This window comes from Burkholderiales bacterium, assembly GCA_023511995.1.
Lineage (GTDB): Bacteria > Pseudomonadota > Gammaproteobacteria > Burkholderiales > Thiobacteraceae > Thiobacter.
The window spans coordinates 31,628-57,161 of record JAIMAL010000017.1 but is presented as its reverse complement, the minus strand read 5'-3'; the positions used below and the strand labels follow the sequence as shown (position 1 = coordinate 57,161).

Genomic DNA, 25,534 nt, shown 5'->3' with positions numbered 1-25,534 from the left:
TGGGCTCGTCGCCCGTGCGCGAATCTGCTCGAAACCCGGCTCGCCATCATCGCGCGCCCTAATGACAAATCTGGGTTAAACCCAGATTGGTCATCAGGCCGGCCTGTGGCTTCGATGGGCTTCGGTCAGTCAAATAGCCTCTGCCTCGCTAGGAATCCCGCCTGCGTGGGGTTTCATCCTGTAGGGCGGGCAAAGCGCCTTCGCGGCGCCAGTCGGAAGTTGCTATCATAACCGCTTTCGCATCACCACCCCATCCTCCCGGAACGACTCCGCCGTGGCCGATACACCCTCTTTCGCTTATTCCCTCGACACCCTGAAACAGATCACCGAGGACATCCTGGCCCAGGCGGCCCGCTTGGGCGCCACCGGCTGCGAGGCGGAGGTGAGCCAGGGCATGGGTCAGAACGTCACCGTGCGGCTGGGAGAGGTGGAAACCATCGAGTACAACCGTGACAAGGGCCTTGCGGTCACCGTCTATTTCGGCCACCAGCGGGGACATGCCAGCACCTCCGATCTTTCCCCCCAGGCCATCCGCGACACCGTGGAAAAAGCCGCCACCATCGCCCGCTATACGGCAGAGGACCCCTGTGCGGGCTTGCCCGAGCCGGAACTCCTCGCCCGGGAGATTCCCGATCTCGATCTCTACCACCCCTGGGGCCTTTCCGCCGAGGAGGCGGTGGAGCTCGCCCGCGCCTGTGAGGCGGCGGCGCTGGCGGTGGATCCCCGCATCAACAATTCGGAAGGGGCGACGGTCTCCACCCAGGAGCACGTCTTCGTCTATGGCAACAGCCTGGGCTTCATCGGCGGCTATCCTGCCTCGCGGCACGGCATCTCCTGTGCCGTGATCGCCGAATCGGCCTCCGGCATGCAGCGGGATTACTGGTACAGCACCGCGCGCGACTGGGCCGATCTGGAAGAGGCGGAGGCGGTGGGCCGGCGCGCCGGCGAGCGCACGCTGCGCCGCCTGGATGCGCGCAAGCCCAAGACCTGTGAGGTGCCGGTGATCTTCGAGGCGCCGGTGGCCACCGGTCTCATTGCCAGTTTCGTCTCCGCTGTGTCGGGTGGCAATCTTTATCGCGGCACCTCTTTCCTGCGGGACAGTCTCGGCACCCAGGTGTTCGCCCCCATGGTGCAGATTCTGGAACGGCCCCATCTCAGGAAAGGGCTCGCCAGCGCGCCCTTCGATCACGAAGGGGTGGCCACCCGCGACCGTGAGGTGGTGAAGGATGGCATCGTAGAGGGCTATTTCCTTTCCACCTATTCCGCCTGCAAGCTTAACATGCGTTCCACGGGCAATGCCGGGGGCAATCACAATCTGATCGTCGTCGATACCGGCGTGGATTTCGCCGGACTGCTCCGGCAAATGGGGACGGGCCTGGTGGTCACCGAGCTTCTGGGGCAGGGGGTCAACCCCGTCACCGGGGATTATTCCCGGGGGGCCGCGGGTTTCTGGGTGGAAAACGGCGAAATCAGCCACCCGGTGGAGGAACTCACCGTGGCGGGCAACCTCAAGGACATGTTCAAAGGGATTCTCGCCATCGGCAACGACGTGCTGGTGCGCGGCTCGCGTCAATGCGGCTCCATCCTCATCGACCGCATGACCGTGGCGGGGGAATGAAACGGAACCGCCAGGACGGGAAACAGGCTTACGGAAAACGCCGTGTCCTTCGCGTCCTGCGCGGTGAACGGGTTTTCTGACCAGGGGAGGCAGTCATGGAAAGAAGAAACTTCCTCAAGCACGCGGGCGCAGGGCTCGCAGCCGGACTGGTGGCCACACCGGCCATCGCGGCGACAGAGCCGGAGGTGAAGTGGCGCCTTGCCTCCAGCTTTCCCAAGAGTCTCGACACCATCTACGGCGCCGCCGAGCTGCTGGCCAAACGGGTGGCCGGGCTCACCGGTGGCAGGTTCCAGATCCGGGTCTTCGCCGCCAACGAGCTGGTGCCCGGCCTGCAGGTGCTGGACGAAGTGGGGCGCGGCACGGTCGAGTGCGGTCACACCGCAAGTTATTACTACGTGGGCAAGAACAAGGCCTTCGCCTTCGATACCGCCGTGCCCTTCGGCCTCACCGCGCGCCAGCAGAATGCCTGGCTCTACTATGGCGGAGGGCTTGCGCTTCTGCGGGACCTCTTCCGCCAGTATGGCGTGATCAACTTCCCTGGTGGCAATACCGGCGCCCAGATGGCGGGTTGGTTTCGCAAGGAAATCCGCTCCGTGGCGGACCTCAAGGGCCTGAAGATGCGCATTCCCGGCATTGGCGGCGAGATCATGGCGCGGCTGGGCGTGGTGCCACAGACCCTGGCCGGCCCCGACATTTACCCCGCGCTGGAAAAGGGAACCATCGACGCCGCCGAATGGGTGGGCCCCTACGATGACGAGAAACTGGGCTTTTACAAGGTGGCCAAACACTACTACTACCCCGGCTGGTGGGAAGGGGGCCCGAACCTCTCCTTCATCGTCAACCTCCGGGAATGGGAGAAACTGCCGGCGGTCTACCGCGAAGCCTTCGAGGTGGCCGCTGCGGAAGCCAATCTGCACATGCTGGCGGAATACGATGCGAAAAACCCGGCTGCCCTGGCGCGGCTGATCAAGCAGGGGGCGAGGCTCCATCCCTTCCCCAAGGACGTGATGGGCGCAGCCTACGCCGCCGCCAACGACATCTTTGCCGAAGAGGCGGGGCGCAATCCCGTCTTCCGGCGTATTTTCGACTCCTGGAACCGCTTCCGTCTCGACGTCTTCCAGTGGTTCCGTGTCGCCGAGCTCAACTACGCCAACTTCGTCTTCGCCACCGCCAAATAGGGCCTATTCGACGGGCAGCTCGATTCTCAGGGGTGGGGCCTCCTCTTGCGCCACCGGGTGGCTGCCCACGAGTTGAGGAAAGGCCAGCACCACCGCCACCATGACAAGCTGCAGGAGCAGGAAGGGAATCGCCCCCCAATAGATTTGCGTCGTGGTCACGCCGGCCACCTTCTCGCCGGTGACCTTGTCCACGTAGGCTTCCCGGGGGGCGACGCTGCGCAGGTAGAAAAGCGCAAAACCGAAGGGCGGATGTAGGAACGAGGTCTGCATGTTGAGGGCGAGGATGACGCCGAACCAGATGAGATCGATGCCCAGCTTCTCCGCCACCGGCGCCAGCAGGGGCACGAGGATGAAGGCGATCTCGAAGAAATCGAGGAAGAACGCCAGCAGAAACACCAGCACATTCACCGCGATGAGGAAGCCCAGTGCTCCGCCGGGCAGCGCAGTGAGCCACTCCTCCACCCAGAGATCGCCATTCACCGCGCGGAACACCAGGCCGAAGACCGTGGAGCCGATGAGGATGAAAAGAACGAAGGCGGAAAGCTTGGTGGTGCTGTCCATTGCCTGACGCAGAAGGGCAGGACTCAGCCGCCCCTTCCATAAGGCGAGCAGCAGTGCCCCCACCGCCCCCATGGCGCCCCCTTCGGTGGGGGTGGCCAGGCCGATGAAGATCGTGCCCAGCACGAGGAAGATGAGGAGAAGCGGCGGAAGCAGGGAGGCCAGCACCCCCTTCAGGAGGCCGGGCAACGCCTGGGTGCGCGCGGCAGGGGGAAGCGCTGGCACAAGGCGGGGGCGGAAGAGGGCGACGAGGGCGACGAACACGGCGTAGAGGACGGTGAGCAGCAGCGCCGGCAGCAGGGCGCCCTCATAGAGATCGCTCACCGGCCGGCGCAACTGATCGGCGAGCACGATGAGCACCAGGCTGGGCGGAATGATCTGGGCGAGGGTGCCGGAGGCGGCGATCACCCCGCAAGCTAGGCGCCGGTCATAGCCATAGCGCAGCATGATGGGCAGCGCGATGAGCCCCATGGCGATCACCGAGGCGGCCACCACCCCCGTGGTGGCCGCCAGCAGGGCACCGACCAGGATGACGGCAAAAGCGAGTCCACCCCGCACCGGACCGAAGAGCTGGCCGATGGTGTCGAGCAGGTCCTCGGCCATGCCACTCCTCTCCAGGATGAGACCCATGAAGGTGAAAAACGGAATGGCGAGCAGGGTCTCGTTCTGCATGATGCCGTAGATACGCGCCGGCAGGGCGCCCAACAGCTCCGGCGCAAGCAGCCCCTGCTGGATGCCGAGGGCAGCGAAGAGGAGACCATTGGCGGCCAGTGCAAAAGCCACGGGGTAACCGAGGAGGAGGAAGACCACCAGGGCGGTGAACATCGCCGGTGCGAAATACTCCGCCGGCATCAACTGCCCTCCTCGCCCATGATCATGTCCTCCGCCTCGGGGGAATGGGGCGGCGTGGGTTCCCCTGCCTGACCCAGCAGAAAGGCAAGGCGTTTGATGATCTCCGCAAGCCCCTGCGCGAACAGCAGGGCAAAACCCAAGGGGATGAGGAGCTTGCCCGGCCAGAGGATGAGGCCGCCCGGATTGTTGGAGACCTCACCGCTGCGGTAACTGTCGAGAAAGAAGGGCAGGCCGTGGTAGAGGATGAGCAGGCACAAGGGAAAGAGGAAGAACAGCGTGCCGAAAATGTCCAGCACCGCCCGGGCGCGGGGGGAAAGACGCGCGCTTGCTACGTCGATACGCACATGTTCGTTGCGCTTGAGGGTGTAGCCCGCCGCGAGGAGAAACACGGCGGCAAAGAGCGTCCACTGCAACTCCAGGAAAGCGTTGGAGCTAAGATCGAAAAGCTTGCGGCTTACCGCATTCCCGGCGCTCACCAGCGCCATGATGAGCACCAGCCACGACACCGCGCGGCCGATGCGCTCGTTGGTGCGGTCGATGAGTCGGGCCAAGGCAAGAAGAGGGTTCATGTCCCGCCATCCTGTGACAAAGCCCGCATTATAAAGGGCCGGGGCGGCCCTCACCCCCCTTCCCAAGGCCCCCCTGCAGGTGCCGGTTGCGGCGTCTTGTTCCTAGCGGCGGGCCTGCTACTATCGCGCCCATGAAAGTCCGCCGCGTCCTGGGCATGGGCGGGGTGCCACCCCACGACAACCCGCGCGCCTATCTGTGGGAACGCCGTCTGCATTGGGTGATGGTGTTCGTAGCTCTGCTCGCCCTGCCTTCCTATTACCTGGAAAGCGTCTATACCAGCGGCCCATGGCATCTCGCCGGGCGGGGGCTGGATTTGCTGATCTTTCTCGCCTTCAGTGCCGAGTTCCTGTGGATGCTCCATCTGACCCGCCAGCGGCGTCTGTATGTGCTTTACAACTGGATGGACCTCCTCATCATCGGCGCCGCCTTTTTAAGCCTGTGGGAGGTGAGCCTGGACTGGCTGCCGGTGATCCGGGTTTTCCGGCTGGTGTACGTGACCCTCATTTTTGCCCGGGCGGTGGCCGGTCTGCGGGAGCTGCTCGCCCCCGCTTCCGTTCCTTATCTCCTGGGCTGGGGGGTATTGCTCTTCGGCGCGGCGGGGGCGGGCTTCTACTGGCTCGAGCCTGGCGTGCATTCGTTCTGGGAGGGGGTGTGGCTTGCCTTCGTCACCGGCAGCACCGTCGGCTACGGTGATCTGGTGCCCACTACCCTGGGTGCCCGTGTGCTTGCCGTCCTGGTGGTGTTGGTGGGCTTTGCCATGCTGTCCCTAGTGACGGCGGCTTTCGCCGCTTTTTTCATCGGTGAGGATGAAAGGCGCCTGCGCCGGGAAATGCACCAGGACATCCGCGCCCTGCGGGAGGAGGTGGAGGGGTTGAAGGCGGAGCTTGCCCGCATCGCGGCGCTTCTGGAAACGCTGTCCCGGCCACCCCGGCCGTGATAAAATGCCGCTTTTTCTTCAAAGACTTGAGACGCCATCCATGTTCAGCCCCGCCCATACCCTTGCCGCCATCGACCCCGAGCTCTGGGAGGCGATGGAAAAGGAACGCCAACGCCAGGAAGATCACATCGAGCTGATCGCCTCCGAAAACTATGCGAGCCCCGCCGTGATGCAGGCCCAAGGCTCGGTGCTCACCAACAAATACGCGGAAGGCTATCCCGGCAAGCGTTATTACGGCGGCTGTGAATACGTGGATAGGGTGGAGCAGCTTGCCATCGACCGGGCGAAGGCGCTCTTCGGCGCCGAATATGCCAACGTGCAGCCGCACTCCGGTTCCCAGGCCAATGCCGCGGTGTATTTTTCCTTCCTGCAACCGGGGGACACCATCCTGGGTATGTCGCTTGCGCACGGCGGGCATCTCACCCACGGCGCTTCCGTGAACTTCTCCGGCAAGTGGTTCAAGGCGGTGACCTATGGCCTGCATCCGGAAACGGAAGTCATCGACTACGACGAGGTCGAGCGCCTGGCCATGGAGCACAAGCCGAAAATGATCGTCGCCGGCGCCTCTGCCTATTCCCTCGTCATCGACTGGAAGCGCTTCCGCGACATTGCCGATGCCGTGGGCGCATACCTTTTCGTGGACATGGCCCACTACGCGGGGCTGGTGGCGGCGGGGGTTTATCCCAGCCCGGTGGGGATTGCCGATTTCGTCACCAGCACCACCCACAAGACCCTGCGGGGCCCGCGGGGTGGCATCATCCTTTCCCGTGCCGAGTTCGAAAAGCCCCTCAATTCCACCATCTTTCCTGGCACCCAGGGCGGGCCGCTGATGCACGTAATCGCTGCCAAGGCGGTGGCGTTCAAGGAGGCCATGAGCAAGGACTTCAGGCATTACCAGGAACAGGTGGTGGCCAACGCCCGCGTCATGGCCAAGGTGCTCCACGAACGGGGGCTGCGGATTGTTTCCGGGCGCACCGATTCCCACATGTTCCTGGTGGACCTGCGCTCCAAGAATCTCACCGGCAAGGATGCGGAAGCGGCCCTGGGGCGTGCCCACATCACGGTGAACAAGAATGCCATCCCCAACGATCCGCAGAAGCCCTTCGTCACCAGCGGCATCCGCATCGGCACGCCGGCGATGACCACGCGGGGCTTCCGCGAAATCGAGGCGGAGTATCTCGCCAATCTCATTGCCGATGTGCTGGATGCGCCCACCGACGAGGCGATGATTGCCCGCGTGGCGGCCGAGGCCAAGGCTTTGTGTGCGAGATTCCCCGTCTATGGAAAGTAGCGGCTTGAGAGCCTGCCGTGCGTGGTGAGGGGAGTAAGCCGGGAGGTGGGCGGTCGTGAAATGTCCGTTCTGCGGTTCCCCCGATACCCAGGTCATCGATTCCCGGGTCAGCGACGAAGGGGACAGCATCCGCCGCCGGCGGCGCTGCGCGGGCTGCAACAAGCGTTTCACCACCTACGAGACCGCCGAGCTGCGCCTGCCCCAGGTGGTGAAGCAGAATGGCAGCCGCGAGGAATTCTCCAAGGAAAAACTGCGCACGGGTTTCATGCGTGCCCTACACAAGCGGCCGGTGCCCACCGAATACGTGGACGCCGCCATCGAGCGCATCGTGCAGGAACTCCTGAGCCTGGGGCAGCGGGAGGTGGAGGCACGTCGGATCGGCGAAATGGTTATGGCCGAACTCTACAAGCTGGACAAGGTGGCCTACATCCGCTTTGCCTCGGTCTATCGCAGTTTCGAGGACGTGGACGATTTCCGCGAGGTGATCCGGGACCTGGGGGCGGCGGAATCGAAGAAGCGCAAACGCTGACGATCCTTAACTCCGCTTAAGGAAACGGCACCCCCGGCCTAGCTCCCCTTCCTCGCATGCCTGCATTCCATTGCTGTTGAATGATGTTTTCTGCTGCCGACCATGAATTCATGGCCCGCGCGCTGCGCCTGGCCGAAGCAGGGCTGTTTGGCACCAGTCCCAATCCACGCGTGGGCTGTGTGCTGGTGCGGGAGGGCCGGGTGGTGGGCGAGGGTTATCATCGCCGCGCGGGCGAAGCCCACGCCGAGGTGGTTGCACTCGCGGCGGCGGGGCCGGCGGCCCGCGGGGCGACGGTTTATGTGACCCTGGAACCCTGTGCCCATCACGGGCGCACGCCCCCCTGCACCGATGCCCTCCTCAGTGCCGGTGTGGCGCGGGTGGTGGTGGCCATGGAGGATCCCAACCCATTGGTCGCCGGACGCGGTATTGCGCGGCTGCGCGAAGCGGGCATCCCGGTGGAGGTCGGTCTGCTGGAAAACGAGGCGCGCGAGCTCAACATCGGCTTCGTCTCCCGCATGACCCGTGGCCGGCCCTGGGTGCGCATGAAATGCGCGGCGAGCCTCGACGGACGGACGGCGCTGGCCAACGGCGTGTCGAAATGGATCACCGGCCCCGCCGCGCGCCATGACGTGCAGTACTGGCGGGCCCGCTCCTGCGCCATCCTCACCGGGGCCGGCACCGTGCTCGCCGACGATCCCCGCCTCGATGTGCGGGAGATCGATACGCCACGCCAGCCGCGGCGCATCGTGCTGGACAGCCACCTGAGCCTGTCACCCCAGGCCAGAATTCTGCAGGGAGGCAACACCGTGGTCATCACCGCGGCGGAGGATGCCGCGCTCCTTGCCACGTTCCGTGAGCAGGGCGTGACGGTGGTGGAAATGGGCCGCAAAGGGGGCGACGTGGATCTCGTGCGCCTGATGGGCTGGCTTGCGGCGCAGGAGGTGAACGAGCTTCTGGTGGAAGCGGGGGCGACTCTCAACGGCGCGCTGCTCGAAGCCGGCGTGGTGGATGAGCTGGTGCTCTATCTCGCCCCCACCGTGCTGGGCAGCCCGGCGCGGGGGCTCTTTAAGCTTCCGGAGTTCACCCGCATGGAGGAACGCATCGACCTCGTCATTCGCGATGTGCGCGCGGTGGGGCGAGACCTGCGGATCATCGCCCGGCTGAGCGGGCGGAGGGAGACGTGATGTTTACAGGCATCGTGCAGGCGGTGGGCCGGGTGCGGGAGGCAACGCCGCGCGGGGAGGGGCTTCGGCTCACCATCGACGCCGGGGACCTCGATCTGGAGGATGTGTCCATTGGCGACAGCATCGCGGTCAACGGGGTGTGCCTCACCGTGGTGGAGAAGGGCGACAGTCACTTCAAGGTAGAGGTGTCGGCGGAGACCCTGCGCTGCACCACGGGCTTTGCCCCGGGCGATGCGGTGAATCTGGAAAAGGCGCTGCGCCTTGCGGACCGCCTGGGCGGCCATCTGGTCTCGGGGCATGTGGATGGCGTGGGGGTGGTGACGCGACGGGAGGCGCTGGCCGAGTGTGTGCTGCTGGAGGTGGAGGCACCCCCCGCCCTTGCCCGCTACATCGCGGCAAAGGGCTCCATCACCCTCGATGGCGTGAGCCTCACCGTGAACGAGGTGGAGGGGGAACGCTTCCGCGTCAATCTCATTCCCCACACCTTGCTGGTGACGACGCTCACGCATCTCGCACCCGGCCGTAGGGTGAACCTGGAGGTGGACCTCCTCGCCCGCTATGCGGAGCGCCTGCTGACCTATACCCCGCCCGGGGCGTGAGGTGTGGTGGCGCAAGGGGAAGAAAAGCCGCTCCTTTCCCTTGGCGCTTCGATAAAGTGCGATAATCGCGGTGTGAATTTCATGCGAGAGCGCGCCATGGCAATCAGTCCCATCGAAGAAATCATCGCCGACATCGCCGCAGGCAGGATGGTCATTCTGGTGGATGAGGAAGACCGGGAAAACGAGGGCGATCTGGTGATGGCCGCGGAGCTCGTGACGCCGGAGGCCATCAACTTCATGGCCAAATACGGCCGCGGCCTCATCTGCCTCACCCTCACCGATGCCCGTTGTCGCCAACTGGGATTGCGGCAGATGGTGGAGGATAACCAGACCCCTCACGGCACGGCTTTCACCGTTTCCATCGAGGCGGCAAGGGGGGTCACCACCGGCATTTCCGCCGCCGATCGCGCCACCACCATCCGCACCGCAGTGGCGCGGGATGCCAAGCCCAGCGACATCATCCAGCCCGGCCATGTCTTTCCCCTGCGGGCGCAGCCCGGCGGGGTGCTGGTGCGTGCCGGCCATACCGAAGCGGGCTGTGATCTCGCGCAACTGGCCGGTCTGGAACCGGCGGCGGTGATCTGCGAAATCCTCAAGGACGATGGCAGCATGGCCCGGCTGCCCGACCTCATCGAATTCGCTCAGGTGCATGGGCTCAAGATCGGCACCATCGCCGATCTCATCCACTACCGCTCCAAGAACGAGCGCCTGGTGGAGCGGGTGGCGGAGCGCAAGGTGGAGACCATCTACGGCGAGTTCGATCTCATCGCCTACCGCGACAAGATTGCCGATCAGATTCACCTGGCGATGGTCAAGGGCCCCATCTTGGCAGAGGAGGAGACCCTGGTGCGGGTGCATGAACCCCTGTCGGTGATCGATTTCCTCGATGATGCCGACAGCACCCATTCCTGGGGGATTCACCAGGCGATGAAAACCCTGGCGGAAGCCATGGCGGGGGTGATGATTCTGTTCCGGCGCCCGGAATCCAATGACGCTCTGCTGGCGCGGCTTGCCCACGCGGCGCACAAGCCCTCGCCGAAGATGGATTTGCGGGACTATGGCATTGGTGCGCAAATCCTCAAGGACTTGGGGGTGCGCCGGATGCGCCTGCTTGCCGCACCTCGCCGCATGCCCAGCCTGGAGGGGTTCGACCTGGAAGTGACCGGCTACATCCTGCCCACCGATGTGGTGGAAAGCAACCAAGTGGAGGAGTGAGCATCCATGGCCCGCAAATACGACAACATCACCGAGATCGAAGCCAATCTCGATGGCGCCGGCCTGATGATCGGCATCGTCATGGCCCGTTTCAACATCGATGTGGCCGAGGGCCTGCTGGGCGCCTGTGCCGCGGAACTGCGCAAACTCAATGTGCGCGACGAGAACAGCACCCTGGTCACCGTGCCGGGGGCGCTGGAGGTGCCCCTGGCGCTGCAATTCATGGCCAACAGCGGGCGCTATGATGCCCTGATCGCGCTGGGGGCGGTGATTCGCGGGGAGACATACCATTTCGAGGTGGTGGCGAATGAATCCGCCAGCGGCATCACCCAGGTGCAACTGGACACCGGCATCCCCATCGCCAACGGCATCCTCACCACCGACACCGAGGATCAGGCCCTCGCCCGCATGGAAACCAAGGGCCGCGAGTGTGCGCGGGTGGCGGTGGAGATGGCCAACCTGCGCAAGCGCCTGTGACGCCGGGCCATGGCCAAGAGCCGACACAAGGCCCGTGAGCTCGCTTTGCAGGGCCTCTACCAGTGGCTGGTGGGGGGCAATGCCGTGGCCGATATCCTGAGCCACCTGCGGGAGGCGGAGGATTTCGCCCAGGCCGACGAGGGCTACCTCACCACGCTTCTTGCCGGCGTCACCGCGCAACAGGCAAGCCTCGATGCCCTGCTCGTGCCCAAACTGGACCGGGACATCGCCCGCTTAAGCCCCATCGAGCATGCCATTCTGCTCATGGGCGCCTACGAGGCGCAGCACTGTCCGGAGGTGCCCTACCGGGTGGTGATCGATGAAGCCGTGGAGCTGGCGAAGCGCTATGGGGGCACCGACGGCCACAAATACGTCAACGGTGTGTTGGACAAACTGGTGGCCGAGCTGCGGCCGGCCGAGGTGGGCCGGGCGCGGGCCTCCTGAAGATTCCGCCGGCGTTCCGCCTTGCCAGGGGAGCATCCGTGAAAAATGCTTTGACCGCACTCCTGCTGCTGTTTGCGTGGGCTCAGCTGTGCCTGGCCGAGACCGCGCAGCGCGTGGTCGATCTCCCGACCCGACCCGGCGTCACCCAGCGTTTCCTTCTGCTTACCCCGCCCGATGCGAAGGCGGCCGTGATCGTTTTTGCCGGTGGGCATGGCGCCCTCAACATCGATGACCGTGGCGGCTTCGGCTGGGGCGGCGGCAACTTCCTCGTGCGCACGCGCGAGCAATTTGCGCAGCAAGGTCTTGTCGTCGCCGTGATCGACAAGCCGTCCGATGTGCCCAACCTGAATCAACGCCGCCAGACTCCCGAGCACGTCGAGGATGTGCGCGCGGTGATGGCCTGGCTGCGGGCGCAGACAAAGCTGCGGGTATGGCTCATCGGCACGAGCCGCGGCACGCAGTCCGCCGCCTGGGTCGCGACTGCGCTGGCCGACGCGCCGGACCGCCCAGACGGCCTGGTGCTCACGGCGACCATCCTGAGCGACAAACGGGAGCGGGCGGTGCCGGAGATGGGGCTGGAGCGCCTGAACATTCCCGTGCTCGTGGTGCATCACGAAAACGACGGCTGTGTCCATTGCCGGTATGGCGACATCCCGCAGCTCATGGACAAGCTCATCAACGTGCCGCGCAAGGCGCTCTTCGCCGTTCAAGGCGGCATCAGCCGGGGGAATCCGTGCGATGCCTGGGCCTACCATGGCTTCAACGGCGTGGAGAAAGACGTCGTCGAGAGCATCACGGCCTGGATCCTGGCCAACTAGGGCATGCCTTCCGAATTCGACCTCATCGCCCGCTATTTCACCCGGCCCGCCCGGCGCACGGTGCTGGGGGTGGGCGACGACGCGGCGCTGGTGCGCCTCCCCCAGGGGAAAGAACTCGTGGTGGCGGCGGACATGCTGCTCGCCGGGCGGCATTTCTTCCCCGAAGACGATGCCGAGTCCGTGGGTCACAAGGCGCTGGCGGTGAATCTCTCCGATCTTGCCGCCATGGGGGCGGTGCCCCGCTGGGCGCTCCTTTCCATCGCCCTGCCCGAGGCGGACGAAACCTGGCTTGCCGCCTTCTCCCGGGGACTTTTCGCTCTCGCGGAGGAACACGGTGTGGCGCTCATCGGTGGCGATACCACCCGCGGTCCCTTAACCCTCGCCCTCACCGTGCTGGGGGAGGTCGAGCGGGGGGCGGCGCTACGCCGCTCCGGGGCAAAGGCCAATGATGACCTCTGGGTTTCGGGCACGCTGGGCGATGCGGCCCTCGCCCTCATGGCCTTGAGGCGGCAGGTGTCCTTGAGCCCCGCAGAGCTGGCGAGCCTCCTGCCGCGGCTGCACCGCCCCACACCGCGGCTTGCCCTGGGGCGGCGCCTGACGGGATTGGCCCATGCGGCGATCGACATCTCCGATGGTCTGCTCGCCGATCTTGGCCACGTGCTGGCGGCTTCCCGCGTCGGTGCCGAGATCTGGCTTGCTGCGCTGCCCCTCTCCCCCGTGGTGGCCGCCTGGCAGGGGGAAGCGGCAGGGCGCCGCGCCGTGCTGGCCGGCGGCGACGATTACGAGCTGCTCTTCACCGCCCCGGTGGCCGCGCGGCGGACCATCGAGGCTTTGGGGCGCCGGCTAGAGCTTCCTTTGACCCGCATCGGCCGCATCACCCGGGGCTCGGGGCTGGTGTTGCTGGACGCCCAGGGCCAGCGGGTGACCTTCGAGGAGAGGGGGTTTGACCACTTCGCCTGACCTGCGCTATCTGGCGCACCATCCCCTGCGCCTGATCGCCTTCGGCTTCGGCCTGGGCCTTGCCCCCTTTGCCCCCGGCACCGTCGGCACCCTCGGCGGCTTTCCCCTCTTCTGGCTCATTAAGTGGGCGAGCCCCTCTGCGGTGGCGTTTTTCGCGCTAGTGGCGCTTCTCTTTGCCGTGGGGGTGGTGGCGTGCGCGCGGGTGGGGCGCGAGGTGGGGGTTGCCGACTATGGCGGCATCGTCTGGGATGAGATCGTCGCCTTTGTCCTCATCCTCTGGTTCACCCCGGCTACGCTGTCGGGGTGGGCGGCGGCGTTTTTCCTCTTCCGTCTCTTCGATGTGTGGAAACCCTTTCCCATCCGCTATTTCGATGCGCGTCTCAAGAACGGTTTCGGCGTCATGTTCGACGATCTGCTGGCTGCGTTCTACACTGTCGTGGTGCTGAAACTCCTGTTCGGGTGGCTCGATGGATGAGCTCGAGGATTTGTCGGCGCGGGTGGGTTCGGCCCTCAAGGCCCGCGGCTTATGGCTGGTGACGGCGGAATCCTGTACCGGAGGCTGGCTGGGCCAGGCCATCACCGCCGTGCCCGGGAGCTCCCAGTGGTATGAGCGCGGCTTCATCACCTACACCAACCGCGCCAAGGAGGAGATGCTGGGGGTGTCCCCCGACACCCTGGCGCGCCACGGCGCCGTGTCGGAGGCAGTGGTGGCGGAAATGGCGCAAGGGGCGCTGGCGAAAAGTCCCGCCGATGTGAGCGTGGCCATCAGCGGCATCGCCGGCCCCGGTGGCGCCACGCCGGGCAAGCCGGTGGGCACCGTCTGCATGGCCTGGGCCACCCGCGAGGGGGAACTCCGCCTGCGCACCTTCCATTTCGAAGGCGACCGCGCCGCCGTGCGCCGCCAGGCGGTGGCGGCGGCCCTCGAGGGCCTGCTTGCCCTCACCGCCACCCCCGCCGCCACCTGATTCAGCGCGCGCTTAAGCACAAGGCCCGATGACGCCTTGCTCCTTGCCCAGGGGCCGGCGCGCAAATGGTTCAACGCAGTGCCCAGGCGGCGAAGGGTTCCACCTCGTCCCGATTGAGCAGCATGAGCTGATAGGCGCGGGGGTTGCCGGAGTGATCCCGGCTCGTGTCCACCATCAGCCGCTGCAGCACGTAGCCCACGAGGCTGCGCCGCACCGTGAGCTCGATCACCCCCTCCCTTGCTCCGTAATCCAGCGCGAGCGCCTGTTGCCGCGACGCATCGAGCCCCGCATGGGGGGCAAGGCGCAGGGTGAGGTGCTCGACCCAATCCTCGTCGTGCTCCGGGTCCGATTCCGCCGGCAAGTCCAGACATTGCGCGGCGCTGAAGCGGGAGAGCACGAAGTCCCGGAAGGCGTAGCGGTCCGTTGCATAGGCCCGCACATGCCAGCGCAGCCCGGTGTCCACCAGGGCATGGGGTTCCAGCATGCGAAGCTCCGGCGCCGCTTCGCCACTCAGGGAATGGTAGCGGGCGGCAAGCCGCCGGCGGCCGCGGATGGCGCGGGTGATCTGGGCGAGGATTTCCGCGGAGGGCAGGCGCACCGGCAGGGGCAGCCGCTCCGTGGGCAGCCCATAGAGGGGCGTGTTGCCGTAGGGGCCGCCCGCGACCGCCAGATTGGCGGCCAGCAAAGGGAGCACCGCCGCCGGGGAAAGGTCGGCAAACCGCGGCCGGAAACCGGGTGCCGGCACGAAGCCGAACAGGGCCTGGGTGTAGACGAGGTTGCCGGGCGCAAGCTCCCCGTAGAGCTTCAGGTCCTTGGTGGCGGCCGGGTCGGACAGGCCAAAGGCCCGTGCCACGTCGCTGCGGGTCACCACCCCGGCGTAGTAGGCCATCACCTCGATGAACTGCAGCCGCTGGCGGGTGGACCATTTGAGGGCGGGCAGGCGCTCAGGTGTGTCCATGGGGCTCGTCAAAGTGGGGTTGTTCCGATTATAGGCCCAATCCTCTGCCTGATAGAAATGATTAGGTTGTCAAAAAGACTGACATGATAAAAAATATTGACATCGAGGAGAGTATGGACTAGAGTGACCCTGTCGGCCCGATCCGGCATCGAGCCCATTCCCAACCCTTTAACCAGGAAGGAGACCGCCATGGCCACCGCACCCACCGATGACAAAATGAAAGCCCTCGCCGCTGCCTTGAGCCAGATCGAGAAACAGTTTGGCAAGGGTTCGGTCATGCGCCTCGGGGACCACGTCCAGGCGCAGGACCTGCAGGTCATTTCCACCGGCTCCCTGGGGCTGGACATCGCCCTCGGCGTGGGGGGGCTGCCGCGGGGTCGCATCGTCGAAATCTTCGGTCCGGAATCCTCCGGGAAGACGACGCTGACCCTGCAGGTCATCGCCGAGGCGCAGAAACTGGGGGGCACCGCCGCCTTCATCGACGCGGAACACGCCCTCGATCCCAGCTATGCCGCCAAGCTGGGGGTCAATGTGAACGATCTTCTGGTCTCCCAGCCGGATACCGGGGAGCAGGCCCTGGAAATCGCCGACATGCTGGTGCGCTCCGGCTCGGTGGATGTGGTGGTCATCGACTCCGTGGCGGCCCTCACCCCCAAGGCCGAGATCGAAGGGGAAATGGGCGATGCCCACATGGGCCTGCAGGCGCGGCTGATGAGCCAGGCGCTGCGCAAGCTCACCGCCAACATCAAGCGTTCCAACACCCTGGTGATCTTCATCAACCAGATTCGCATGAAAATCGGCGTCATGTTCGGCAACCCGGAGACCACCACCGGCGGCAACGCCCTCAAGTTCTATGCCTCGGTGCGCCTGGACATCCGCCGCGTGGGTTCCATCAAGAAGGGCGAGGAGGTGATCGGTTCGGAGACCAAGGTGAAGGTGGTGAAAAACAAAGTCGCGCCCCCCTTCAAGCAGGCCCAGTTCGATATCCTCTACGGGGAGGGGATTTCCCGGGAGGGCGAGATCATCGAGCTGGGCGTGGCCAACCGCATCATCGACAAATCCGGCGCCTGGTATGCCTACAACGGCGAGAAAATCGGCCAGGGCAAGGACAATGCGCGGGAATTCCTCAAGGAGCATCCGGAAATCGCCCGCGAGATCGAGGCCAAGATCCGCGCCGCGGTGGGTGTTGCCGGAGGCTTTGCGTCCGCCTTCGATCCGGAGGAGGTGCTGGAGGAGGTCTAAGCCGCATGGGCAAGGCCTTGAGCCTGCGCCAGCGGGCGCTCGCGCTTCTTGCACGGCGGGAACACAGCCGGGCGGAACTGCGGCGCAAGCTCGCCGCCCACGCCCCTCGCGAAGAGCTGGAAAGCCTTCTCGATGAACTTTCCCGCCGGGGGTGGCTTTCGGACGCCCGCTTCGCTGAATCCCTGGTGCGGGCCAAGGGCGCCCGCCTCGGCAGCCTTGCCCTGGCCCATACCCTGCGGCAGCGGGGCGTGCCCGAGGCGCTCGTGCAAAGCCAGCTTGCCGCCTTATCCGCGTCGGAACTTGAGCGCGCCCGAGAGGTGTGGCGCCGCCGCTTCGGCAGCCCACCCCGGGATGCCCGGGAGCGGGCGCGGCAGATGCGTTTCCTTCAAGGCCGCGGCTTTCCGCTGGGTGTCATTGTCCGTGTGCTGGGCGGGGGCGAGGATTGATTCTTCGGCGCAAAACCCCGCGCCGGCGGCAAAGGCGGTTGCCCCTGAAGGCGGGGATTCGCGCTATCATCCTGGTTTTTATGCGTCATTCATCCCGCCTTCAGGAAAGCCCATGAAGTCCAGCGAAATCCGCCGCCTCTTCCTCGACTATTTCGCCTCCAAGGGGCACACCATCGTGCCCTCCAGCTCCCTCATCCCCGGCAATGACCCGACGCTGCTTTTCACCAACGCCGGGATGGTGCAGTTCAAGGACGTCTTCCTCGGCCGCGAGACCCGACCCTATGTGCGCGCCGCCTCCAGCCAGCGTTGCCTGCGCGCCGGAGGCAAACACAACGACCTGGAAAACGTGGGCTACACCGCGCGGCACCACACCTTCTTCGAGATGCTGGGCAATTTCAGCTTCGGCGACTACTTCAAGCGCAATGCCATCCAGTATGCCTGGGAGTTTCTCACCCGCGAGCTGGGCATCCCCGAGCAGAGGCTGTGGGTGACGGTGTACGAGGAGGACGATGAGGCGGCGGACATCTGGCTCAACGAAATCGGCGTGCCCCCCGAGCGCCTCGCCCGCATCGGCGACAAGCCCGGGGCGGGCAAATACCACTCCGACAATTTCTGGTCCATGGGGGATACCGGCCCCTGCGGCCCGTGCACGGAGATCTTTTACGACCACGGCCCGGAAGTGCCAGGCGGCCCACCCGGCAGCCCGGAGGCCGACGGCGATCGCTACATCGAAATCTGGAACCTGGTCTTCATGCAGTTCAACCGCGACGAAAACGGTCTGCTGCATTCCCTGCCAAAACCCTCCGTGGACACCGGCATGGGTCTCGAGCGCATCAGCGCGGTGATGCAGGGCGTGCATTCCAATTACGAGATCGATCTTTTCCGCGATCTCATCGAAGCCGCGGCGCGGGAGACCGGCGCCCCGGATCTCACCAGCAATTCGCTGCGGGTGATCGCCGACCACATCCGCGCCTGTTCCTTCCTCATCGTCGATGGGGTGATTCCCGGCAACGAGGGGCGGGGTTATGTGCTGCGCCGCATCATCCGCCGCGCCATCCGCCACGGCTACAAGCTGGGTCGTCGGGAGCCCTTCTTCTACAAGCTGGTGCCGGACCTGGCGCGGGTGATGGGCGAAGCCTATCCGGAGCTGCCCCAAGCGCAGGAGCGGGTGATGGGCGTGTTGCGGCAGGAAGAGGAAAAATTCGCCGAGACCCTGGAGCACGGCATGGCGGTGCTGGAGGCTGCCATGCACGGCACGGGGGGGGATCGTATCCTCGATGGGGAAACCGTCTTCCGCCTCTACGACACCTTCGGCTTTCCCCTCGACCTCACCGCGGACATCGCCCGCGAGCGGGGCTTCACCGTGGACTTCGCCGGTTTCGAACATGCCATGGCCCTGCAACGGGAGCGGGCGCGGGCGGCTTCCCGTTTCCACATGGGGCAGGTGGTGAAATTCGAGGGTCAACCCACTGCCTTCCACGGTTATGACACCCTGAACCTGCAGGCCCAGGTGCTGGCCATCTACAAGGAAGGCACCCAGGTGAGCCAAATCCAGGCGGGGGATGAGGCGGTGGTGGTGCTCGACCGCACGCCCTTCTATGCGGAATCCGGCGGTCAGGTGGGTGACCGGGGGCAGCTTGCGGCCACCCATGGCACCTTCGTCGTGGAAGACACGCAGAAGATCCAGGCCGAGGTTTTCGGCCACAAGGGGCGGCTTGCCGTCGGCACGCTCAGCGTGGGCGATGTAGTGGAGGCGCAGGTGGACCAGGTGGCGCGCCAGCGGGCGGCGTGGAATCATTCCGCCACCCATCTTTTGCACGCCGCGCTGCGCCGCGTGCTGGGCAATCACGTCATGCAGAAGGGCTCCTTGGTGGACGCGCAACGCACCCGCTTCGATTTTTCCCATCCCCAGCCCCTCACCCCCGAGGAGCTGCACCGGGTGGAAACCCTGGTCAACGAGGCCATCCGTGCCAACTATCCGGTGCAGGTGCGCCTCATGAAATACGACGAAGCCATCCGTCACGGGGCACTTGCCCTCTTTGGCGAAAAATACGGGGACGAGGTGCGCGTGGTGGGCATGGGGGATTTCTCCACCGAACTCTGTGGCGGCACCCATGTGAAGCGCTCGGGGGACATCGGCCTGTTCAAGATCGTTTCCGAATCCGGGGTGGCTGCCGGCATCCGTCGCATCGAGGCGGTGACCGGTGATCTCGCTCTGCAATACGTGCAGCAGGAGGAGGATCGTCTGCTTGCCGCGGCTTCCGCCCTGAAGACCCATCCCGAGGAAGTCACCCAGAAAATCGCGCAGATCCTGGACAACGTGAAGCACCTGGAGAAGGAGCTGGCGCGGCTCAAATCCAAGCTTGCTGCCGCCCGCGGGGAGGAGCTCGCGGAAAGCGCGGTGACGGTCAAAGGGGTGAAGGTGCTGGCCGCGGAAATCGAGGGGGCGGATGCCAAGGCCCTGCGCGAGACCCTGGACAAGCTCAAGGACAAACTCAAAAGCGCAGCCATCGTTCTGGCAAGCCGCGACGGGGGCAGGGTCACCCTGATCGCCGGGGTCACCCCCGACCTCACCGCGCGGCTTGCCGCCGGCGAGCTCGTCAACCATGTGGCGGCCCAAGTGGGCGGCCGGGGCGGCGGCCGTCCGGACATGGCCCAGGCGGGCGGCAGCCAGCCGGAGAACCTGCCGGCTGCTCTGCAATCCGTGGCGGCCTGGGTGGAAAACCGGCTGTAGCCGGCCCCGCTGCGGGCGCGCCATGGCCATCGACTGGCGTGACGGCTGCCCCTTCTCCCCCCGCTTTGGCGACGTCTATTTCTCCGCCGAATCGGGCTTGGGGGAGAGCGAGCATGTTTTTCTCGCCGGCAATGACCTTGCCGCCCGTTTCGCCAAGCTTGCGCCCGGTGAGACCTTCACCCTCGGCGAGACCGGTTTTGGCACAGGGCTCAACTTCCTTGCCACCTGGCGCCTGTTTGAGGCCCTCGCCCCCGCCGGGGCGCAGCTCGATTATTTCGGCATCGAAGCCCATCCCCTGGAGGCGGCGGAATGGGCGGCGGCCCTGGCGCCCTTCCCCCCGCTTGCGCCCTTTGTCCCGCAGCTTGCGGCGCGCTGGCGGCGGCGGGTGCCGGGCTGGAACCGCTGGCATTTCGCCCAGGGACGGGTGCGCCTGACGCTCGCCTGGGAAGACGTGCTCAAGGCCCTGTCAGGGCTGCCCGATGGGGCGATGGACGCCTGGTTCCTGGACGGGTTTGCCCCGGCGAAGAATCCGGAAATGTGGTCGGCGGCGGTGTGCCGGGAGCTTTCCCGCGCAAGCCGCCCTGGAGCGACGTTGGCCACCTACACCGCCGCCGGCTGGGTGCGGCGCAACCTCGCCGCGGCGGGCTTTGCCGTGGAAAAGCGCCGGGGCTTTGGCCGCAAACGGGAAATGACCGTGGGCCGCAAGCCCGCGGCCGCGCCGCCTGCGGGCCTGCCCAAGGGGCCTGTCCTCGTCATCGGCGGTGGGCTCGCGGGCACCGCAGCAGGCTTCGCGCTCGCCCGCCGCGGCCTTGCCGTGACCCTGCTCGATGCCGCGCCGGTTTTGGCAAGCGGTGCCTCGGGCAATCCCGTGGGCGTGCTCCACCTGCGTCTTGCCGCCGGCATGGGCGCCCTGCAGCGCCTGCTGCTGGCGGCCTGGGGCCATGCGCTGGGCCAGCTCGACGAAATCGTGCCGGTGGACGGGGAACAGCGGGCAGAATGCGGACTGCTGCAGCTTGCGGTGACACCGAAAGAAGCGCGACGGATCGAGCGCCTGGCGGGGCTTGTCTGGCCCCCTCACCTCCTAGAGCCGGTTGCTGCCCAGGAGGCCGGCCGTCTTGCCGGCCTGCCCCTCTCCTTTCCCGGCCTTTGGTTTCCCCAGGGCGGGTGGGTGAGGCCGGCGCGCCTTGCCGCGCGGCAGGGGGAGGGGCTCAGACTTTGCCTGGGGGAGCCCGTGACGGGACTTTGCCCCACCAGTGAGGGCTGGCAGGTGGAAACTGTCCGGGGAGGCTACACGGCCGCGGCGGTGGTGGTGGCGAATGCCGTTGCCGCGCGAAAGCTTCCCCCCCTGGTAAGCCTCCCTTTGCAGCCGGTGCGGGGCCAGATCACGGAGGTCGCCGCCACCCCGACGAGTCTGCGCCTTGAACCCGTGGTCTGCGGCGAAGTGTATCTCACCCCGGCGCTTGCCGGGCGCCATGTACTGGGGGCAAGCAGCCGCTTCGACGATGCGGGCACCGATCTGCGGACGGCAGAACACGCAGAAAACCTGGCGCGGCTTGCCGCCGGCACCCCGGCCCTCTACGCCGCGCTGGGGGGCGAAGGCGCGCGCATCGTGGGTGGCCGGGCGGCGGTGCGCTGTTCCGCGCCGGGCGCCATGCCCATCGTCGGCCTCGCCGCGCCGGGATTGGGGGTGAGCCTCGCCCATGGCACGCGGGGACTGATCACCACGGGACTGGCGGGGGAAATCCTCGCCGCAGCCCTCACCGGCACCCTGCCGCCCGTGCCCCGCGGTCTCCTGGAGGCCGCCTCCCCGCAACGGTTTTCCGGCCTTGAGGTCCGTCAAGGCGAAGTCCCTGGTTTTTTCGGAGAATGAAGTCATGACCGTGGTCCCCCTCACTCCCCCTGCCGCAAAACTCCATCCCTTCGCCCTTTTCAACCTGGGTTTCCGCCCCTTCTTTCTCCTGGCGGCGGTGTTTTCCCTGCTTTCCATCCCCCTGTGGACGGGCAGCCAGCTCTACGCCTGGCCCCTGCCGGCGCCCCTGCCGGTGGCGCCTGCCGCCTGGCACGCCCACGAGATGATCTTCGGCTATGCGCTGGCGGTGGTGGCCGGATTTCTCCTGACTGCCGTGCGCAACTGGACGAATCTTCCCACCCTACGTGGGCCGGCCCTGGCGGCGGCTTGTGCCCTGTGGCTTGCCGCGCGGCTCATGATGGGCTTTGCCCCCAGGGCTTGGCATCTCGCCGCGCTTTTCGACCTTGCCTTCGGGCTGTTCCTCGTCGGCGCCCTCGCCCAGCCGCTCGCTCGCGCCGGGCAGTGGCGGCAGTACGGGATCGTCTCCAAGGTGCTGCTCCTCGTGCTGGCCAACGGGCTTTTCTATTGGGGGGCGATGTCCCACGCCCCGGCGGTGCGCTGGGGACTCTATTCCGGGCTCTATCTGGTGGTCTCCCTGATTTTCGTCATGGGTCGGCGCGTCGTGCCCTTTTTCATCGAGCGGGGGGTAGGCTATCCGGTGACCCTGAAAAACCGCGTCTGGGTGGATCGGGCGAGCCTCGCCTTGATGCTGCTCTTCTGGGCGGCGGATGTCTTCTTGCCCTGGCCGTGGCTTGCGGGAGTGAGTGCGCTGGCGCTTTTCGTGGTGCACGGGGTGCGGCTTTACGACTGGCATACGCCCGGGATTTGGCGCAAGCCCTTGCTGTGGATTCTGTACCTCGGCTATGGGGCGGCGGTGCTGGGCTTTGCCCTCAAGGCGCTGGCCATCTGGGCGGGGGTGTCGCCCTTCCTGGCCGTGCATGCCTTCGCCGCCGGCGGCATCGGGCTGATGACGGTGGGCATGATGGCGCGGGTGAGCCTTGGCCACACCGGCCGCAGCATCCAGGCACCACCCCGGTTGCTGACGGCAGTGTTTTTCCTCATGTTGGCGGCCTTCGTGACCCGGGTGCTGGGCCCCCTGTTCTGGCCGGCGGCCTATCCCTTCTTCCTCGGCGCAACCCAGTGGCTGTGGGCGCTGGCCTTCGCCCTTTTCCTCTGGATTTATGCGCCCATGTGGCTGCGCCCCCGCATCGACGGCCAGCCGGGCTAAGGGCTCGTTTCGGCCAGACTGTCCACCCAGCGGGCGGCGGCGAGCTGGGCTTCCATGAGGTCGTGGGGGCTGAGTGCCGGCAGTTCCCGCAAAATGGCCGCCACGGCGTCGAAGTCGGCCTTCTCCATCGCCTCGCAGAGGCGAAGCAGACGCCCCAGTTGTCCCTGCCGCTCAAGCAGGGCGATTTTCAGATCGTCATCCAGGCGCAACTGTTCCACGAGGTCTGCCAGGGGCTGTCCCAGCAGCACGTCGAGGAGGGAGAACACACCGGTCATGAAGGCCTGATCCTGTAGCACGCGGTCCTTGGCGGCGCCGATGCGGGCGAGGATCTCCATGGTCTTCCCCCGCGCCGCCGCCAGCCGCATGAGGGGGGTGGGATAGGGCCCGCTGCCCTGCTCCAGGGCGAAGAGGAGGAGCTGCAGCCAGCGCAGGAGCTGGCGGCGGCCCAGCACGACGATGGCCTGGGAGAGGCTGCGGATGCGTTGGGTGACACCACAGGCCACGGAATTGGTGAGCCGCAGCAGACTGTAGGTGAGCTTGGGGTCCTGCTTGAAGGCGTTTTCCAGCTCCGTGGTTTCCGCATCTTCCAGCACCAGGGCCAAAAGCTTGAGCAGCGTAAGCTGGGAGGGATCGGCCCGCCGCGCCTCCATGACCAATGGCCTGGCAAAGAAATAGCCCTGGAAATAGTGGAAGCCCAGCTCAAGGCAGGTGACAAACTGGCCGCGGTCGTCGATTTTTTCCGCGAGCAGCTTGGCAGGCCAGGGTTTGAGCCGCTGGCAGGCTTCGTGCAGGGCTGCCGTATCCATGCCCATCACGTCCACCTTGACGATGTCCACCAGGGGCAGAAGCATCCGGTATTCCTCCCGCAGCACGGTGAAATCGTCGAGGGCGAGGGTGAAGCCCGCCTTCTTGAGCGCCACGCAGCGGTCCACCACGGCGCGATCCACTTCCACCGTCTCCAGGATTTCCAGCACGATCTGATTGGCGGGCAGGAGTTCGATCATGTCGGAAAGCAGCATTTCCCGGCTCACATTGATGAAGCCCAGGGCCTGGCCGAGAACGGCCTGCACCCCCATCTCGGAGAAAAGGCGGGTGATGACCTGGGCCGTGGCGGCGAGGTCGCTTTTCACGTTGGCGGTTCCGCTCGCGCTGTCGCGGAAGAGGAGCTCGTAGGCGAAAAGATTCTGCTGCCGGTCGAGGATGGGCTGACGGGCGAGGAAGATGCGCTCTTCCATGGTCTTCTCCCGTCAGCGGCGTCGGGCTGCGGCGCGGTTGAAGGCGGTGATGCATTCGTGCACCACCCCACGTAGGTCGTCCTCCCCGGAGACCAGGCATTCGCCGCTCACGGGTGCGCCCCGGGGTGGGGCTTCCACCGCCGGCAGGCTGGCCGGGGCGGGCGAAGACGGCTTGACCACTTCCGTAACCGGTCGGTCAGGGGCAGGAATGATGGGCTGGGAATGATGCCGCCGGTTTTCCTCTTCCAGGGCCGCCTGTCTTGCCTTGAGCTGCTGGAAGGCGGCGTTTTCGCGGCTACCCATGACGAGGACGGCGGCGAAGGCCCCGGCGGCGGCGAAGAGGAGGGCCGCTGCCCCCAGCCAGAGGCCGCGGGGAAAGCCCGGCCGCACAGGGCTTGCCGCGGCCACGGCCGCTTCCGGGGGTGGGGCCGGCGGGGGTTCTGGTTCTGCCGGCGCCTCCTTCGCCTCGGGGTCCTCGGCGTGCGCGGGCTCGTCCACGGAAGTGGGGCGGCGCCAGAGGGCGAGCAGACGGTCCTTCAACCGGAGGGCAAGTTTGATCACGCCATGTTTCCCGAGTCCTGCCTCCTTTAACGGCAGGCAGAGGCGGGACTTGAACGCGGCTTACCGCCCGTGCCGGGAGGCGGCGAAATCCAGCATGCGCTGGATGGGCACCACCGCGCGGCGGCGGATGGCTTCGTCGATGTGGATCTCGTTGGCGCCGGTGGTGAGCACCCGCTCCAGGCTGGCAAGACTGTTCATGGCCATCCACGGACAGTGGGCACAGCTTGCACAGGTGGCCCCGGCCCCGCCGCTGGGGGCTTCGAGGAAGACTTTGTCGGGGGCGGCCTCGCGCATTTTGTGCAGGATGCCGTTGTCGGTGGCGACGATGAATTCCCGGTTGGGGAGTTCCCGCACGGCGCGGATGAGGGTGGTGGTGGATCCCACCACGTCGGCCTGGGCCACCACCTCGGCCGGGGATTCCGGATGCACGAGCACCGCCGCGCCCGGGTGCCGCTGTTTCATCTGGGCGAGGAGATCGGCCTTGAACCGCTCGTGCACCACACAGCTCCCGTCCCAGAGGAGGAGGTCGGCACCGGTCACCCGCTGCACATAGCTTCCCAGATGTTTGTCCGGCGCCCAGAGGATCTTCCGCCCCTGGGCATGGAGGTGGGCCACCACCTCGACGGCGATGCTGGAGGTCACCACCCAGTCGGCGCGGGCCTTCACCGCTGCGCTGGTGTTGGCATAGACGACCACGGTACGATCCGGATGGGCATCGCAGAAGGCGGCGAAGCGGTCGGCCGGACAGGCATCGTCCAAGGAGCAGGTGGCTTCCTTTTCCACCAAGAGCACCCGTTTTTCCGGATTGAGGATTTTGGCCGTCTCCCCCATGAAACGCACGCCCGCCACCACCAGGGTGCGCGCCGGATGGGCGCGGCCGAAGCGCGCCATTTCCAGGGAATCCGCCACACAGCCGCCGGTCTCATCGGCCAGGGTTTGCAAGGCGGCGTCGGTGTAATAGTGGGCCACCAGCACGGCATCCTGGTCCGCAAGCAGCCGCTTGATGCGAACGAGCCGGGCCGCCTGGTCTTCCGCGGGGGATTCGAGGGGAAAGGGGAGGGTGGGTTCCATGGGCGCCTCGAGGGG

Annotated in this window: 25 protein-coding genes; 19 read left to right on the top strand and 6 right to left on the bottom strand. The window is 66.2% G+C overall.

Annotation, left to right across the window (positions count from 1 at the left end; all coding sequences use genetic code 11):
* Positions 1-322: 322 nt before the first annotated feature.
* Positions 323-1,618: a metalloprotease PmbA gene (pmbA, locus tag K6T56_09685; protein MCL6556618.1), complete on the top strand. Its 1,296-nt coding sequence runs from the start codon at positions 323-325 to the stop codon at positions 1,616-1,618.
* A gap of 95 nt (positions 1,619-1,713) precedes the next feature.
* Positions 1,714-2,796: a TRAP transporter substrate-binding protein gene (locus K6T56_09680; GenBank protein MCL6556617.1), complete on the top strand. Its 1,083-nt coding sequence runs from the start codon at positions 1,714-1,716 to the stop codon at positions 2,794-2,796.
* A 3-nt stretch (positions 2,797-2,799) separates the two neighbouring features.
* On the opposite strand, the gene K6T56_09675 is transcribed toward K6T56_09680, so the two are convergent.
* Positions 2,800-4,206, bottom strand: coding sequence for a TRAP transporter large permease subunit (locus K6T56_09675; protein MCL6556616.1), 1,407 nt, complete (start codon positions 4,204-4,206; stop codon positions 2,800-2,802).
* Positions 4,206-4,775, bottom strand: coding sequence for a TRAP transporter small permease subunit (locus K6T56_09670; protein ID MCL6556615.1), 570 nt, complete (start codon positions 4,773-4,775; stop codon positions 4,206-4,208). Before K6T56_09670 ends, K6T56_09675 begins: the two co-directional genes overlap by 1 nt.
* 131 nt (positions 4,776-4,906) lie before the next feature.
* Here K6T56_09670 and K6T56_09665 point away from each other — a divergent pair, with 131 nt between their 5' ends.
* The 12 genes from K6T56_09665 (at position 4,907) to K6T56_09610 (ending at position 14,195) form a co-directional block, all read left to right on the top strand.
* Positions 4,907-5,713 carry a potassium channel family protein gene (locus K6T56_09665; GenBank protein ID MCL6556614.1) on the top strand — a complete coding sequence of 269 codons (807 nt, stop codon included), beginning with the start codon at positions 4,907-4,909 and terminating at the stop codon, positions 5,711-5,713.
* A 40-nt stretch (positions 5,714-5,753) separates the two neighbouring features.
* The gene (locus K6T56_09660) at positions 5,754-7,004 is read left to right on the top strand and encodes a serine hydroxymethyltransferase (protein MCL6556613.1); all 1,251 of its coding nucleotides are present in this window, start codon (positions 5,754-5,756) and stop codon (positions 7,002-7,004) included.
* A 55-nt stretch (positions 7,005-7,059) separates the two neighbouring features.
* On the top strand, positions 7,060-7,533 hold the full coding sequence (nrdR, locus tag K6T56_09655) for a transcriptional regulator NrdR (GenBank protein ID MCL6556612.1): 474 nt from the start codon (positions 7,060-7,062) through the stop codon (positions 7,531-7,533).
* An 83-nt stretch (positions 7,534-7,616) separates the two neighbouring features.
* On the top strand, positions 7,617-8,717 hold the full coding sequence (gene ribD, locus K6T56_09650; GenBank protein ID MCL6556611.1) for a bifunctional diaminohydroxyphosphoribosylaminopyrimidine deaminase/5-amino-6-(5-phosphoribosylamino)uracil reductase RibD: 1,101 nt from the start codon (positions 7,617-7,619) through the stop codon (positions 8,715-8,717).
* Positions 8,717-9,316 carry a riboflavin synthase gene (locus K6T56_09645; protein ID MCL6556610.1) on the top strand — a complete coding sequence of 200 codons (600 nt, stop codon included), beginning with the start codon at positions 8,717-8,719 and terminating at the stop codon, positions 9,314-9,316. Before ribD ends, K6T56_09645 begins: the two co-directional genes overlap by 1 nt.
* Before the next feature lie 96 nt (positions 9,317-9,412).
* Complete coding sequence (gene ribB / locus K6T56_09640; GenBank protein MCL6556609.1) at positions 9,413-10,531, top strand: 3,4-dihydroxy-2-butanone-4-phosphate synthase; 1,119 nt, start codon at positions 9,413-9,415, stop codon at positions 10,529-10,531.
* Between the two features lie 6 nt (positions 10,532-10,537).
* Positions 10,538-11,008: a 6,7-dimethyl-8-ribityllumazine synthase gene (gene ribH, locus K6T56_09635; protein MCL6556608.1), complete on the top strand. Its 471-nt coding sequence runs from the start codon at positions 10,538-10,540 to the stop codon at positions 11,006-11,008.
* Positions 11,009-11,017: 9 nt separating this feature from the next.
* Positions 11,018-11,452, top strand: a complete 435-nt coding sequence (gene nusB / locus K6T56_09630) for a transcription antitermination factor NusB (GenBank protein MCL6556607.1) — start codon at positions 11,018-11,020, stop codon at positions 11,450-11,452.
* A gap of 38 nt (positions 11,453-11,490) precedes the next feature.
* Complete coding sequence (locus tag K6T56_09625) at positions 11,491-12,270, top strand: alpha/beta hydrolase (protein ID MCL6556606.1); 780 nt, start codon at positions 11,491-11,493, stop codon at positions 12,268-12,270.
* Between the two features lie 3 nt (positions 12,271-12,273).
* Complete coding sequence (gene thiL / locus K6T56_09620) at positions 12,274-13,230, top strand: thiamine-phosphate kinase (GenBank protein ID MCL6556605.1); 957 nt, start codon at positions 12,274-12,276, stop codon at positions 13,228-13,230.
* Positions 13,214-13,705 (top strand): phosphatidylglycerophosphatase A, encoded by a 492-nt coding sequence (locus tag K6T56_09615; protein ID MCL6556604.1) that lies wholly within the window; start codon positions 13,214-13,216, stop codon positions 13,703-13,705. Before thiL ends, K6T56_09615 begins: the two co-directional genes overlap by 17 nt.
* On the top strand, positions 13,698-14,195 hold the full coding sequence (locus K6T56_09610) for a nicotinamide-nucleotide amidohydrolase family protein (protein ID MCL6556603.1): 498 nt from the start codon (positions 13,698-13,700) through the stop codon (positions 14,193-14,195). Before K6T56_09615 ends, K6T56_09610 begins: the two co-directional genes overlap by 8 nt.
* Before the next feature lie 70 nt (positions 14,196-14,265).
* Here the strand turns inward: K6T56_09610 and K6T56_09605 are convergent, their stop codons facing one another.
* A complete protein-coding gene (locus K6T56_09605; protein MCL6556602.1) occupies positions 14,266-15,153 on the bottom strand; it encodes a WYL domain-containing protein in 888 nt (295 codons plus the stop codon).
* 189 nt (positions 15,154-15,342) lie between these two features.
* On the opposite strand from K6T56_09605, the gene recA reads away from it, so the two are divergent.
* The 5 genes from recA (at position 15,343) to K6T56_09580 (ending at position 22,652) form a co-directional block, all read left to right on the top strand.
* Positions 15,343-16,395: a recombinase RecA gene (gene recA, locus K6T56_09600; GenBank protein MCL6556601.1), complete on the top strand. Its 1,053-nt coding sequence runs from the start codon at positions 15,343-15,345 to the stop codon at positions 16,393-16,395.
* Between the two features lie 5 nt (positions 16,396-16,400).
* Positions 16,401-16,841 carry a recombination regulator RecX gene (gene recX / locus K6T56_09595; protein ID MCL6556600.1) on the top strand — a complete coding sequence of 147 codons (441 nt, stop codon included), beginning with the start codon at positions 16,401-16,403 and terminating at the stop codon, positions 16,839-16,841.
* 112 nt (positions 16,842-16,953) lie between these two features.
* On the top strand, positions 16,954-19,575 hold the full coding sequence (alaS, locus tag K6T56_09590) for an alanine--tRNA ligase (protein MCL6556599.1): 2,622 nt from the start codon (positions 16,954-16,956) through the stop codon (positions 19,573-19,575).
* Between the two features lie 22 nt (positions 19,576-19,597).
* The gene (mnmC, locus tag K6T56_09585) at positions 19,598-21,445 is read left to right on the top strand and encodes a bifunctional tRNA (5-methylaminomethyl-2-thiouridine)(34)-methyltransferase MnmD/FAD-dependent 5-carboxymethylaminomethyl-2-thiouridine(34) oxidoreductase MnmC (GenBank protein ID MCL6556598.1); all 1,848 of its coding nucleotides are present in this window, start codon (positions 19,598-19,600) and stop codon (positions 21,443-21,445) included.
* 4 nt (positions 21,446-21,449) lie between these two features.
* Entirely contained in the window at positions 21,450-22,652 is a 1,203-nt protein-coding gene (locus K6T56_09580; protein MCL6556597.1) for an NnrS family protein, read from the top strand.
* Here the strand turns inward: K6T56_09580 and K6T56_09575 are convergent.
* From K6T56_09575 to nadA, 3 genes are read right to left on the bottom strand one after another with little or no spacing between them, the layout of a single operon-like run.
* Positions 22,649-23,887: an EAL domain-containing protein gene (locus tag K6T56_09575; GenBank protein MCL6556596.1), complete on the bottom strand. Its 1,239-nt coding sequence runs from the start codon at positions 23,885-23,887 to the stop codon at positions 22,649-22,651. The two genes, K6T56_09580 and K6T56_09575, sit on opposite strands and share 4 nt — an antisense overlap.
* 12 nt (positions 23,888-23,899) lie before the next feature.
* Positions 23,900-24,448: a hypothetical protein gene (locus K6T56_09570; protein ID MCL6556595.1), complete on the bottom strand. Its 549-nt coding sequence runs from the start codon at positions 24,446-24,448 to the stop codon at positions 23,900-23,902.
* 60 nt (positions 24,449-24,508) lie between these two features.
* Positions 24,509-25,519, bottom strand: coding sequence for a quinolinate synthase NadA (gene nadA, locus K6T56_09565; GenBank protein MCL6556594.1), 1,011 nt, complete (start codon positions 25,517-25,519; stop codon positions 24,509-24,511).
* Positions 25,520-25,534 lie beyond the last annotated feature (15 nt).

Bases quoted from the DNA above. Each gene is read 5' to 3' on its own strand.
- K6T56_09680 (MCL6556617.1), top strand. From the start codon at position 1,714: ATGGAAAGAAGAAACTTCCTCAAGCACGCGGGCGCAGGGCTCGCAGCC.
- K6T56_09675 (MCL6556616.1), bottom strand. From the start codon at position 4,206: ATGCCGGCGGAGTATTTCGCACCGGCGATGTTCACCGCCCTGGTGGTC.
- K6T56_09670 (MCL6556615.1), bottom strand. From the start codon at position 4,775: ATGAACCCTCTTCTTGCCTTGGCCCGACTCATCGACCGCACCAACGAG.
- K6T56_09665 (MCL6556614.1), top strand. From the start codon at position 4,907: ATGAAAGTCCGCCGCGTCCTGGGCATGGGCGGGGTGCCACCCCACGAC.
- K6T56_09660 (MCL6556613.1), top strand. From the start codon at position 5,754: ATGTTCAGCCCCGCCCATACCCTTGCCGCCATCGACCCCGAGCTCTGG.
- ribD (MCL6556611.1), top strand. From the start codon at position 7,617: ATGTTTTCTGCTGCCGACCATGAATTCATGGCCCGCGCGCTGCGCCTG.
- K6T56_09645 (MCL6556610.1), top strand. From the start codon at position 8,717: ATGTTTACAGGCATCGTGCAGGCGGTGGGCCGGGTGCGGGAGGCAACG.
- ribB (MCL6556609.1), top strand. From the start codon at position 9,413: ATGGCAATCAGTCCCATCGAAGAAATCATCGCCGACATCGCCGCAGGC.
- ribH (MCL6556608.1), top strand. From the start codon at position 10,538: ATGGCCCGCAAATACGACAACATCACCGAGATCGAAGCCAATCTCGAT.
- nusB (MCL6556607.1), top strand. From the start codon at position 11,018: ATGGCCAAGAGCCGACACAAGGCCCGTGAGCTCGCTTTGCAGGGCCTC.
- thiL (MCL6556605.1), top strand. From the start codon at position 12,274: ATGCCTTCCGAATTCGACCTCATCGCCCGCTATTTCACCCGGCCCGCC.
- K6T56_09610 (MCL6556603.1), top strand. From the start codon at position 13,698: ATGGATGAGCTCGAGGATTTGTCGGCGCGGGTGGGTTCGGCCCTCAAG.
- K6T56_09605 (MCL6556602.1), bottom strand. From the start codon at position 15,153: ATGGACACACCTGAGCGCCTGCCCGCCCTCAAATGGTCCACCCGCCAG.
- recA (MCL6556601.1), top strand. From the start codon at position 15,343: ATGGCCACCGCACCCACCGATGACAAAATGAAAGCCCTCGCCGCTGCC.
- recX (MCL6556600.1), top strand. From the start codon at position 16,401: ATGGGCAAGGCCTTGAGCCTGCGCCAGCGGGCGCTCGCGCTTCTTGCA.
- alaS (MCL6556599.1), top strand. From the start codon at position 16,954: ATGAAGTCCAGCGAAATCCGCCGCCTCTTCCTCGACTATTTCGCCTCC.
- mnmC (MCL6556598.1), top strand. From the start codon at position 19,598: ATGGCCATCGACTGGCGTGACGGCTGCCCCTTCTCCCCCCGCTTTGGC.
- K6T56_09580 (MCL6556597.1), top strand. From the start codon at position 21,450: ATGACCGTGGTCCCCCTCACTCCCCCTGCCGCAAAACTCCATCCCTTC.
- K6T56_09575 (MCL6556596.1), bottom strand. From the start codon at position 23,887: ATGGAAGAGCGCATCTTCCTCGCCCGTCAGCCCATCCTCGACCGGCAG.
- nadA (MCL6556594.1), bottom strand. From the start codon at position 25,519: ATGGAACCCACCCTCCCCTTTCCCCTCGAATCCCCCGCGGAAGACCAG.